General features: G+C 62.3%; 7 protein-coding genes. 6 read left to right on the top strand and 1 reads right to left on the bottom strand.

The features are described from left to right. Positions 1-5: 5 nt before the first annotated feature. The 6 genes from FHW92_RS26225 (at position 6) to FHW92_RS12160 (ending at position 10686) form a co-directional block, all read left to right on the top strand. Entirely contained in the window at positions 6-311 is a 306-nt protein-coding gene (locus tag FHW92_RS26225) for a HEPN domain-containing protein (RefSeq protein WP_349237678.1), read from the top strand. Between the two features lie 181 nt (positions 312-492). Beyond that, positions 493-3828, top strand: a complete 3336-nt coding sequence (locus FHW92_RS12180; protein WP_168603488.1) for a DEAD/DEAH box helicase — start codon at positions 493-495, stop codon at positions 3826-3828. Between the two features lie 308 nt (positions 3829-4136). Continuing rightward, positions 4137-4745, top strand: coding sequence for an RNA polymerase sigma factor (locus FHW92_RS12175; RefSeq protein ID WP_168603487.1), 609 nt, complete (start codon positions 4137-4139; stop codon positions 4743-4745). Beyond that, the gene (locus FHW92_RS12170) at positions 4742-5758 is read left to right on the top strand and encodes a FecR domain-containing protein (RefSeq protein ID WP_168603486.1); all 1017 of its coding nucleotides are present in this window, start codon (positions 4742-4744) and stop codon (positions 5756-5758) included. Before FHW92_RS12175 ends, FHW92_RS12170 begins: the two co-directional genes overlap by 4 nt. A 105-nt stretch (positions 5759-5863) precedes the next feature. Then, the gene (locus tag FHW92_RS12165; RefSeq protein ID WP_168603485.1) at positions 5864-8419 is read left to right on the top strand and encodes a TonB-dependent receptor; all 2556 of its coding nucleotides are present in this window, start codon (positions 5864-5866) and stop codon (positions 8417-8419) included. After that, the gene (locus FHW92_RS12160) at positions 8413-10686 is read left to right on the top strand and encodes an Atxe2 family lasso peptide isopeptidase (protein ID WP_168603484.1); all 2274 of its coding nucleotides are present in this window, start codon (positions 8413-8415) and stop codon (positions 10684-10686) included. The genes FHW92_RS12165 and FHW92_RS12160 overlap by 7 nt, the downstream gene beginning before the upstream one ends. Here FHW92_RS12160 and FHW92_RS12155 read toward each other — a convergent pair. Further along, positions 10576-12327 (bottom strand): asparagine synthase-related protein, encoded by a 1752-nt coding sequence (locus FHW92_RS12155; protein ID WP_168603483.1) that lies wholly within the window; start codon positions 12325-12327, stop codon positions 10576-10578. The genes FHW92_RS12160 and FHW92_RS12155 overlap by 111 nt on opposite strands. Positions 12328-12338 lie beyond the last annotated feature (11 nt).

Genomic DNA, 12338 nt, shown 5'->3' with positions numbered 1-12338 from the left:
GCGCGATGCGGGCTCACATCAATTTTAAAGACGATCTGCAGCGTGACTGGCTGAAAGATGCAGCATTCATACTGCATCAAGCTGCTGAAAGATTGTACAACTGCCTGATGCTCGTTTGTGCGGCCTACTCACCCCATAATCACAATATCGCTTTCCTGCGCACCCGGGCCGAACGGATTGACCTTCGGCTCGTCGATCCCTGGTCCCGCGAAACGCGCAAGGACCGCGCGCTGTTCGAGAAGCTGAAGGACGCTTACGTCAAGGCCCGCTATTCCAAGGATTACAGGATCGATGCCGAAGAACTGACCTGACTGGGCGAACGCGCCGAGAAACCGGGCCGCATCGTCCACACCATCTGCAGCGAGCGTCTGGCAGAACTGGAAGCAGCGGCGCAAAGACAATAGGTTTCCCCCGAACCATCACCCGGCATAATGGCCACACGCATCCAAAGTGCTTATGCAAGGCCCCGTAATTCAGCGGAGCCAGCCTGATATGCCCAGCCCCTTCCCGGAAATCACCGACGAACAGATCGATGATATGGTCCAGACGGCCGCCATGATGCGGGCCGGTCTTGACTATGCCCGGCAGGGACGGGTTACCGGTCTCGATTATGATGAGGAAATGGGCCTTATCACCGCGATCGTTCGGGGAGGCGGGGACAACTATTATTTCACATCGCTGGTCCTGTCCGAGTACGATATCGACATCGAGACCGAATGTACCTGCCCCGTCGGCTATGGCTGCAAACATGCCGCTGCAGTCGCCTTTGCCATGCGGGAAGCCGCACCGACGAAGCCGCGCCTGCGCATTGATGTAGCCCCGCCTGCAGGCATTGCTGCATCGGGCGCTGTGGGCCAATGGCTGGCGCAGATCGATACGGATGTCCTGGTTGAGCGATTGCGTTTCGAACCTGTCTGTTTTGTGCTCGAACCCAAACCGGCCTTTAAAAAGCCAAAGCGTACCAAGGGGCAGCCTCACGACACGCCTGCCCGCTGTCTGCTGCAGATCCGACCCTTTCGCCAGCAAGGCCGCGCCGGTGAATGGAGGCCCATCCATCTTTGGGAAATCCAGCAGAATCGCCTGCAGATCCCGTTGCCGGCCCTGCGTCTGCTCGCCCGCATGGCACCCGAAGCACTAGGTGGAGACTTTACCGGCGACAGGATGCCGCGCGGTCGCCATGGCTGGCAATGGCTGTGCGAGGCGGCCAGCCTTGGCCTGCTGCATTGGAAAGCACCCGGAGGCCAGACGCTGAACATTGGCCCTGACAATATGAAAGCGGAATTCGTCTGGCGCCTGCTCGCCGACGGCAGTCGCTGTCTTGACCTCGTCGGCCTGCCCGCAAGGGTTGAAGTCGTTGCCGGCGATCCGCCGCTGGCCATTGACGAGGCCACCGCGACCATAAACCTGATGGACACAGGCATATCCCCGGACCGCGCTGGCCGCCTGCTCGCCATGCCGCCGATCACGCCTGCCGACATCCCCCAGATTGCAGCGCGGTGGGGTGAACTGGCAGGCGATGCCATCCCCGCGCCCAGCTTCCACACCGCACAGGATATTGCCGTCGCGCCGCGCCCCGTTCTGCGTTTTCTCGTCGAGAAGCTCGATCTTCGCGATACGCAGCGCTACTGGCATCGCGAGAGCTGGCGCGCAGCGCCCTGCAAGATGACGCGTCTGGCTTTCGACTATGATGGCCATCGGGTACAGGCTCCTGCCGCCACGCAGGATGTGATCATTCAAGGAGCAGAGGGTCCCCTCCGCCTGATCCGTGACCTCATCGCCGAACAGGCCGCCGCCGACTGTCTTGCCGATCTGTCGCTGATCCCGCTCTCGCTGTTCGGGGATGTGCGACTCAGGCCGCATCAGGGCTGGGACCATTCGCTCAGCAAAGAGGTCGGCGATTACCCGGCGTTCATCGCCAATGCCGTCCGGACGCTGGAGGCGGAAGGCTGGCTGATAGAATATGGCGCTGACTGGCCGCATATTCCTGCGCCTTTGGGCCCTGCCGATCTTGGCCTTGCCCTGACCCCTGCACCTCCGCCGGCCTCCGATGAACCGGGCGCGGCGATCGACTGGTTCGATCTCGAACTGCCCGCTCTGGTCGGCGACACAAGGATCGACATCCTTCCGGCCTTGCGGCAGTGGCTGGCCCAAGGCGGCGAAGATCTCCTTGCCCTTGCCGACGATCACCAGATCGCGATCCCCATAGACAAGCTGCATTTCACCACGGTTGCGCTGGGCCCGCTGCGCCCGCTGCTCGCCTCGCTGCTGCGCCTCGCGCTTGCCGACAGCACCGCCACGACGTTGCGCTTCAACCGCTATGATGCCGGTCTGGTCCATGATCTGGCAGGCGATGGCGTGATCTGGACGAGCGCCGATGCTTTGCGCAGCCTCGCAGCAGCACTGCATGATCCCGCGCACGCCGATTATCGTCCACCTGAAACCTTGCAGGCGCAGTTGCGGCCCTATCAGCGAGCCGGTGCCGGATGGCTTCAGGCGCTTCATTCCGCCGGTCTTGGCGGCATCCTTGCCGACGATATGGGGCTGGGCAAAACCCTGCAGGCCATCGCTCACCTGCTTCAGACCGGCAAGAGGCCATCGCTGATTGTTGCTCCAACCTCGGTCCTCCCCAACTGGCAGGCCGAAATTGCCCGCTTTGCGCCTCATCTCAGCTGCCATCTGTGGCATGGGCAAAATCGCCGCGACGGTGCCGGCGCCATGGCCGAGGCCGATATCATTCTGACCAGCTATCCGCTGCTCAGTCGTGACAAAGATATTTTGACCGCGCAGGAATGGGCCGTAGCAGTGCTGGATGAGGCTCATGTCCTCAAAAACCCGGCCACGGCCGGGTTCAAGGCCGCCGCCGCCTTGCACACGGATCAGACGATTGCGCTTACCGGCACCCCGCTGGAAAACCGTCTCAACGACATCTGGGCGCTGGCAACGCTGACCAATCCGGGGCTGCTCGGCAGCTTCGAGGCCTTCCGCAAGACGTATCGCACACCGATCGAGAAGCATGGCGACATACCGGCAAAAGCTGCTCTCGCCCGCCGCCTGCGCCCGTTTCTGCTGCGCCGGACAAAGGATCAGGTCACTGCCGAACTCCCGGCCAAAACGCTGATCCCCGAACGTATCGAACTCACCGAGGCGCAGGCCCGGCTTTACGAAAGCCAGCGCCTGCTGATGCAGACCCGCGTGCGCGATGAGATCGCCCGCGTCGGGCTGATGCGCGCGCAGATCATCGTCCTCGATGCCATGCTTAAACTGCGCCAGATCTGCTGCGATCCGGAACTGCTTCCCGGCGATGCGGGCAAAGGGATCGCCTCGGTCAAACGTGCCCGCCTGCTCGAAATGATCCCGGAACTGATCAGCGAGGGACGACGGGTGATCATCTTCAGCCAGTTTACCGCGATGCTCGACCGAATTTCGGGTGACCTATCAGCTGCAGGCTTCGATCATGAGCAGCTGCGCGGGACCACGCGCGACCGCGCCCGTCCGGTCAGGCGCTTCCAGAACGGCGAGGTCGCGCTGATTCTTGTAAGTCTGAAGGCGGGCGGCGCGGGCATCAACCTGACCGCCGCCGACACGGTGATCCTTTATGATCCCTGGTGGAATCCCGCCGTCGAAGCGCAGGCCGTCGATCGGGCTCATCGCATCGGCCAGACGAAGCCGGTCTTCGTGCACCGTCTGATCGCGACGGGCACGATCGAAGAGAAGATCCTCGCATTGCAGGAGAGAAAGCAGAACCTGGCCGACCTGTTGTGGAGCGAAGAGGCGGGAGGTGCCGGCGGCGCGCTCAATGACGAGGACATCGCCTTTTTGCTCGGTTAGCGCCGCGGCTTGTTGCCTGGCCGTTGGAAAGCAGCGGCCGGTGATGCGCGATATCGGGCGGGATCGGCGGAACTCTCGACGCCATACAGGCAGCCTCTACGCAATATAGGTCATTGCGCGCGGCCACGCGGCGCATCATAGTCAGGTCAAGCAGGCCGGAACGCTGGCAGCCGCCTGCGGGTTACATTGTCAGGTATTACCACGCTCGACATGCGGGTCGGGCGGCCAAGATGAAGGCACACCTCTGCGATTGACTGCCCTGCTGCTTCTGGCGGGCGGTTGCTGCCGCATTGCGAGGAAGTGTCCTTATGGCGATGCCGCCCACAGCGCGCGGACCCGATTCCGTTCCGGAACCCTTGCCCACCGGAACCGAGCCGGGCGAGGATCCCGTGCCTCAGGTTATCGAGATGCTGTATCGCATCGAAGCAGGCAACCTATCCCGCTATTTCGGGCGCTATCTGCGCGGGCATGGCCATGATCGGCGGCATGATCGGGTTCATGATGAAGCCTCCGATTACGTCCATGAGGCCTTTGCACGGCTTGTGCGCAGCATGTCGGCCCAGCCCATCCTCCAGCCCCACCGTTATCTGCGGCGGATCGCCCGGCATCTCCTCTTCGAGCGGAGCCGCCGCCTGCGGCGGCAGCCATGCCTTCCCGACGTGCCCCTGTCGGCGGATCTCGAACCCTCGTGTCCCCCTGAGCAGAGCCACCGGCTGGAGTATGACGACATGCTCAGAGCCTACCGCCGGGCGCTCGACGAACTGCCTGCAAAAACAAGAGAAGTCTTTCTGCTTCACCGGATCGATGAGCTTGCCTATAGCGAGATCGGACAGCGCCTCGGGATCAGCATTCCAACGGTGCAATATCACATGGCGCGCGCGCTGGCACATATTGACGCTGTTCTGGGGCAGGAATGAACGAAGAGATCAGCCCGATGCCGGTTCCACGCAACCAGTTGCGTGAGGAGGCGGCCAACTGGTTCGCGATCATGCGCGGACCTGACGCACATACGCACCGCGATGATTTCAATCGCTGGCTGGCGCGGGGGGCGCTGCATCGCAGCGCCTACAACAGCATTGCTGAAACCTTCAATCTGGGCAAAGCGCTCAAGGGCGAAGCGATCAGCAACAGGACAGGGCGACATCCTGCCGGACTGGTCCGCACATTGCTCGCCTGCGGGGTAGGCGCGATCTTGCTGAGCACCGGCTGGTACGGCCTGAGCCGCCATTATCCGGGCCTGCCCTTTCCTAGCGAAACACGGACGAACGCGCTGGCCTTTGAAGCACGCTATGCCACCGGCATCGGAGAAATCCGCAGCTTCATCCTCAAGGATGGTTCGAAGCTCACGCTCGACACCAGCAGCGTGGTGCTGGCCTCCTACACCCAAGGCGAGCGCAGCCTGCGCCTGATGGCAGGTCGCGCGCGCTTCTCCCCGGCGCCAGAGTCCCGGCCATTTGCGGTGCGTGCCGATACCGCGCTGATCCGGGCCAATGGCTCGATCTTCGACGTCGCTCTCTCCGGCAATCGTCAGGTCTCGATCATCTCGCTGCAGGGCCCGCTCGATGTCCAGACCCAGATCGAGAGCGGATCGGGCGATGTTGCCTTACCGACGGTGACCACACTGGTCGCCGGCCGGCAATTCTCGGCCGGTCCCGACCGCCAGACCTTGTTGCAACCCGCGCCGGTCGGCAAGGCTCAATGGATCGAAGGCGTACAGGCATTCAACGATGTTTCCCTGGCCGATCTTGTCGCCGAAACCAATCGCTATGCCCGCAACCCCATCCTGCTCGATGATCCGGCCATCGGGACACTCCATATCTCAGGCACCTATCGCCTCAGGGATACAGAGCAGGTTGCCGACCAGCTTGCGGCCCTGCTTGATCTCCGCGTCGCAGAAGAATCCGATGCTTACCGCCTGCGCCGGAGATAAAATGAGGGGCGATGCGATTTTTTTGCATGCCCTCTCATAAATTGCGCCTCCTGAGCATCCATCCCTTTCAGCAGCCCGCCAATCGCGCTGCCAAAGGGGGCTTTCATGAGGTATTTGAAGCGTTCGCACATTCTCATCGCGGCATCGGTCCTGGCGATGGCCGTCAGCCGGCCCGCGCAATGCGGCAATGACACCAAAATTACGCTGCACCTGCCCAGGCAGGATATGGCCTCCTCGCTGCTCGCCATCGGCAAGGCCACCGACACCGAGATCCTGTTCCAGCCGGCGGATGTTCGCCATCTCACCGCTCCGGCACTGGATGGAACCTATTCGGGCGAGGAAGCGGTCCGCGCGATCCTTGCCCGCAGCGGCCTTGAGGTCGAGATCCGTCAGGGCAGCATCTTCATTCGCAAGGCCCGTTCGGGCCAGGCCGACGGAGGCGACGATGGAATTATCGTGACCGGCTCGCGCATTCGCGGTGCGCCGCCGACCTCGCCGGTCATCACGCTCTCGCAGAGCGAACTTCTCGCCCAGAACAAGACCTCAATGGGCGAAGCGATCCGCGACATTCCCCAGAATTTCAACGGCGGCCAGAGCGCCGGCATCGGCCGCAACGTGCCGCAAGGCAGCGGCTCCTATATCGGGGCGGGCAGCGGGCTCAATCTGCGCGGGCTGGGCGGCGATGCCACGCTCACCCTGCTCAACGGGCAGCGCCTCTCCTACAATGCTTCGCTCCAGAGCATTGACATTTCCACGCTGCCCATCGGCATGATCGACCGCATCGAGATCGTCGCCGATGGCGCCTCGGCGCTCTACGGCTCCGATGCTGTCGCAGGCGTCGCCAATGTCGTGCTCAAGCGCGACATGAAGGGCCTGATCACTTCAGCCCATGTCGGTGTTCCGACCGATGGCGGCGGGGTGCAGCAGCAATATAATCTGGTCACCGGCAGCAAATGGTCAACAGGCGGGTTCATCATGGCCTATGAATATGGCGAGAGCGACGCAATCCATGCCTCCGACCGCTCCTATGCCGCGACAAGGTCACCCGGCCTGACTCTTTATCCCAGCCTCAAGCATCACTCGCTGGTGCTGAGCGGCCACTCCTCACTGGCCTCCAATCTCGAATTCTCTGCCGACGCGCTTTACAGCAAGCGCTGGAGCTACATGGCCTATGCGCTGACAAATGCGGGCAATGTGCTGGCAAGCGGCGGCGATTTTGCCAATGACAGCGACAGTTTCACCGTGGCGCCATCGCTCAAATACCGCCTCGGCGCCTGGAAGTTCGCGCTGAGCGGCACTTACGGGCTCGACCAATCGCATTATCGGGGCAGCAGCTTTACAGGAGGGGTCAACACCTATCCGACCTATGGCTGCTACTGCAATGAGGCCAATTCGGTCGAACTTGCGGCCGATGGTGCCCTGCTGAATTTGCCGGGCGGCGAAGCGCGGGTCGCGCTGGGCGGGGGGCTGCGCACCAATTTCTTCCACGCCTATCGTACCCTCGGCAATGCGCAGGACATCGCGGTCTCGCAGCAAGATTATTATGCCTACGGCGAACTGAGCCTGCCGCTGGTTTCGCCCGACATGGGGGTGACGGGCATTGATCGCCTCAATCTCTCAGCCGCGCTGCGCTATGACAATTACCCCGGCGTGGGCAAGGTGGTCACGCCCAGGCTGGGGCTGATCTATGCTCCCTCACCGGATCTCGACATCAAGGGGAGCTGGGGGCGCTCCTTCAAGGCCCCTACACTCTTCCAGCAATATAACAGCCTGGGCGTCACGGCATGGGGGGCTGCCAATGCCGGGGGCACCGGCTATCCCTCCACGGCGGCGGTCCTGCTGCTCACCGGCGGCAATCCCGATCTCAAGCCCGAACGCGCCGAAACCTGGAGCGCCACAGCAGCGCTGCATCCGCGCGCACTCGAAGGCGCCCAGCTCGAAGTGAGTTTTTTCCGGGTTTTCTACCGCGACCGCATCGTCGCCCCGATCACCTATCTGACACAATCGCTTAGCAACCTGAACTATGCCGATCTCGTCGAACTCAATCCTTCCGATGCAGCCAAGGCAGCAGTGCTGGCCAATGCCGGGGCTTTCTCCAATGCGCTGGGCCGGACCTATAATCCGGCCGATGTGGTCGCCATCGTTCATGACAACAGCACCAATGCCTCGAGCCAGAAGATCTACGGCGTCGATGCAACAGCCCGTTACAAATGGAGTCTCGATGGCAACCGTTCGCTGACCTTCAATCTGCGCGGCAGCTATCTCCATAGCACGCAGAAGCTGAGCGATCTGCAGCCGACCACCTCTCTGGCAGGAACCCTGTTCAATCCGCCCCATGTCCGGGCCAATGGCGGGCTGATATGGGTTCAACCAGATCTGACGCTCTCGACCTCGCTCAATTACACCGGTGGTCTCAATGACATCCGCTCGGCCAGAACTGCCCGGATCGGGGCGATGATGACCTGGGATCTGGCGGCGACCTATACGCCGCAGGTCGGTCACGGTCCCTTGCGCGGAACAGCCTTCGCATTATCGGTGACCAACGCGCTCAACGCCCAGCCGACTCCGATCAGCGGTCTCACCTATGAGACGCCTTACGATTCCACCAATTACACGCCTTTTGGCCGCGTGGTCGGACTGACGGTGTCGCGGCAATGGTAAGTCTGCGCCGTCGAGCCCTTGGCGCCGGTCTGGGCTACGCCATGGCGACCGGCTGCGCGCATGCGGCGACTATGCCGGATGTGCGGGAAAGCCCCACCTGTTCCGACATGCTGAGCGCGCCGGAACAGGTTGCGGCAGGTCATCGGGATATTCGTCCCGATGACCTGCTTGGCCTGCGCGACATCGGCCCGCGCTGGCGCCCCTCGCAGGAAGTGTTCAGCTCCATCTCACCCGATGGCAGCAGGATGACCTTCTTCCTCACCCGCGGCGATCCCAAGAACAATTCGGAATGTCGGGCGCTTGTCAGCATTCCGCTCGACGGCCGGGGCAAGCCGCTGATCCTCGATTCCGGCGGGGAACCGATCTATGATCTCCTCAACATCAGGGGCATTGCCGGCGATTACGGCTACCCTTCGGTCAATCGTCCGCAATTTTCGCCCGATGGAAGGTGGATCGCCTATCTGCGGCGGGAAAAGACTTCAACCCAGCTCTGGATCGCGCGCAGCGATGGCGGCGGGGCCGAGCAACTGACCCATATGCCTGATGATGTCGAACTGGTTGCCTGGTCGGATGATGGTGCCTCGGTCCTTTTCGCAACCCGGCCTTCGCTCAATGCGGCAAGGGAGGCGATGACAAAGGAGGGTCAATCGGGCTTCCTTTATGACCGGCGCATGGTCCCTTTCAATTCCAGCACTCCGGCCCTGGCCGAAAATCCTGTCTATGCGGGCTTTGCCCTGTCCTTGTCTTCGCGCCGGCTACGTCCGGCCAGCGCGCAGGAGCGGGAAAAGATGATCCCCCTGCCCGCCGCCGACACCACGGCCTTTCGCCTGTTGAGGGCCAAAAGCCGAAGCGGTGCCGGCGCATGGACGATCAAGGATGACATGACGCGCTGGATGGCACCGATCTCGCTTTGGGCGCAGCGGAACGGCAAGGTCTGGCGCTGCCCGGACCCGCAATGTGCAGGCGATGAAATGAACAGTCTGTTCGGCCTGTGGTGGTCGCAGTCCGGCAAGGACGTGCTGTTCCTGCGCCGCTCGGGGCAAGGCGACAGCCGGACCAGCCTGATGCGCTGGCGTCCCGGTGCGCCCCGCGTCGAGACCGTCTTCAGCACCGAGAACCTGCTTGCCGGTTGCCAGATCTCTGGCAACTCTCTCCTGTGTGCCCGCGAGGCGTCGAACGAACCGCGCCGGATCGTTGCTTTCGATACGCAGACCGGCAAGGAGCAGGTGATCTTCGACCCCAACCCGCAATTTGCCGCGGTCCGGCTTGGCAAGGTCGAGCGACTGCATTGGCGCAATGCCGATGGGGTGGCGAGCTTCGGCGATCTGGTTCTGCCGCCCACCTATCGGGCAGGAGACCGTCTGCCGCTGATCGTTGTGCAATATCGCACGCGGGGCTTCCTGCGCGGCGGGGTGGGTGACGAATATCCGATCCAGCTCTTTGCCGCGCGCGGCTATGCGGTCCTTAGCGTCGAGAATCCGCCGCCCTATTATCTGCGTCTAGGTGATCGCGGCTGGGCAACATGGAAGGAAGCCGAGCGGGAAAATGTCCGCGACGGCCATGAACGGCAGAATGTTCTCTCTTCGCTTATAACCGGTGTGCAGATGGTGATCGATCGCGGCATCGCCGACCCAGCCCGCATCGGCATTACGGGTCTGAGCGATGGGGCCGCCACGGTGCAGTTCGCGCTTATCCATTCGCGGTTGTTTTCTGCTGCGGCGCTAAGTTCGATGGGCTCGGACAGCCAGATGATGGTCTATGGCGGGCCGGCGCTGATTGAGGAACGCGCGAAGATGGGCTTTCCGCTCTTTGATCCTCCCTTTGAAGCCGAAAACAAAGCCCATTGGAAGGCGACCTCGCTCGCCTTCAATCCAGATCTCCCCAAAGCCCCCCTGCTCATGCATCTCGCCGATCACGAGTATCTTCTCGGTCTCGAGAGCTTCACGGTGCTGCGCAACCATCAATGGCCCGTCGAGCTCTACAGCTTTCCCGGCGAATATCATCTCAAGACGCAAGCCGCTCATCGCGCGGCCATCTATCGGCGTAATCTGGCCTGGTTCGATTACTGGCTGAGGGGCATTCGCGCGCCCGATGTGGCGCCCGAAGTGTACGCGCGCTGGGACAGGCTGGCGCACGAGGCAGGAAGCCATCCTGCCTCAATCGCCCAACCAGCTTTGCAGCCAGATCTCCACATCGAGAAGAGTCATGATACGCCGGTAATCGACCGAGCGAAAACCGGCCTCCCGTCCGGGGATCATGCGCAATGACGCAATGTCCAGCAGCCCATGTCTCGCCAGATATCCCGACTGCAAAGTCGCAAGTATGGCCTCCCGGCTCGCCTGGTAGGTTCGGATCAGCACCGATTCCGGCGACCCTTTGGATTTCCGGTCGAGCAGGATATCCGGAAGGACACCCCGAAAAGCCCGGCGCGCGACCGCCCGATTTTGCCCGCCTGCAATCCACATCCAGCTGGGGATGCGCAGGCAAAGTTCGACCACGGGCTGGGCGAGCAAGGGCCATTCCATCGGCAGATCCCGCTCACGCCCATAGCCTTCCATATGGTTCTGGACATGCTGGAGCCATGCGACATGCATGGCCTTGCCCGGAGGAATATCGGGCGGAGCATCGCCCCAGCCATGCCGGGGCGCCTCAACCACCGCGCAGGCGGCGTCGCCGGAGAGGTAGGAGACGTCAGCCATCCAGCGATAGCTATTGGAAAGACGCAGACTTCGGCGCAAGGCAGCCTGCCACACGGCGCTCAGGGATACGTCGGCGCTTTTGGCAATATCGATAGAGGTGCGAAGCGCTCTGCGTCCCGGACCGTGATGCCTGAGACAATCGAGCAGCGGCGTAGAGGACTGGGTATAGCAGAAGATATGATCGCCGCCCCCGCCCGTCACATAGCCGCTGGCTCCAATGCGGCGGGCGAGATGCTGATGCTGGCGATCACCAGCCTGGGTGAAGGACGCGGCAACGGGTCGTGGCAGATGCGCGGCGTCACTATGGCGCCAGTCGATCAGCGCCTCGCTTTCGGGAGCAAGGTGAAGAGCGGCGCCAGCGGCCTGCGCGGCGATCGCGGCATAATCGCGATCGTCACCAGTAGGATCGGAGGTGACGAGGTTGATCGCCGAAAATCTCGCCCCACAGGCCTGGAGACCCGCTGCCACAATCGAAGAATCAAGTCCACCCGAAAGCCCCAGCAGCAGATGGCTGTGGTGCGAAGCCTGGGCGGCAATGACGCCTCCGATCACGGTTCCAAGGCGGCACACGGCTTCATCTTCGCTCGCAATCCAGGCATCCGGACGGGCGAAGCTCCACGGATTCCAGCGGCGAATTATCGCCGGCGTCCCGCCCTGCTCGAACACCAGTTCGCAGCCTCCGGCAAGCTCGTTGAAACCCTCAAGGCAGGTTGCATCAAGCCGCAGTTGGCCCCGGGCAAGATGCTGTACCACCTGTCCCAAAGCCACGGTGGGCCGCTCGCCGATGGCGGCCAGACCATCGCGAACCAGCGAACAGACGACCAGTTCACGCAATAGTGACATATGGTAATAGCAAGGGAGATGCCCCATCGCGGATCGGTGCAGGCGAAAAGAACCTGGCTGCTCCCGATCGACGCGAATGGTGACAAAATCGCCCCACAGTTTTCGGGAAATCTCGGTGCCTTCCCAGCGTTCGAGAATTGCAGCAACCTCCTCAGCCGTTACTGCCGGATAAGGCGGCTCGCCGCCATGCCAGGCCCGCCCGAGAAAGGCGCCGTTCTGATCGCTCAGCAAAATGGCGTCAAGGTTACGGCAGAACAGCGCTGCTCCGGGCCAGCGCCGCGCCAGGATCAGCCCGGTTTGCTCCCCGATATGCTGCAATCGGCTTTCGGCGAGATCAGCTCCATCGTCCTGCAGGGAGACAAGCAAAAGAAGGTATT

It is taken from the genome of Novosphingobium sp. SG707 (genome assembly GCF_012275515.1).
In the GTDB taxonomy this organism is placed as follows: domain Bacteria; phylum Pseudomonadota; class Alphaproteobacteria; order Sphingomonadales; family Sphingomonadaceae; genus Novosphingobium.
Note: the sequence above shows the minus strand (reverse complement) of the source record. Positions and strands in the feature narration are given on the sequence as shown.

Bases quoted from the DNA above. Each gene is read 5' to 3' on its own strand.
- FHW92_RS26225 (WP_349237678.1), top strand. From the start codon at position 6: ATGCGGGCTCACATCAATTTTAAAGACGATCTGCAGCGTGACTGGCTG.
- FHW92_RS12180 (WP_168603488.1), top strand. From the start codon at position 493: ATGCCCAGCCCCTTCCCGGAAATCACCGACGAACAGATCGATGATATG.
- FHW92_RS12175 (WP_168603487.1), top strand. From the start codon at position 4,137: ATGGCGATGCCGCCCACAGCGCGCGGACCCGATTCCGTTCCGGAACCC.
- FHW92_RS12170 (WP_168603486.1), top strand. From the start codon at position 4,742: ATGAACGAAGAGATCAGCCCGATGCCGGTTCCACGCAACCAGTTGCGT.
- FHW92_RS12165 (WP_168603485.1), top strand. From the start codon at position 5,864: ATGAGGTATTTGAAGCGTTCGCACATTCTCATCGCGGCATCGGTCCTG.
- FHW92_RS12160 (WP_168603484.1), top strand. From the start codon at position 8,413: ATGGTAAGTCTGCGCCGTCGAGCCCTTGGCGCCGGTCTGGGCTACGCC.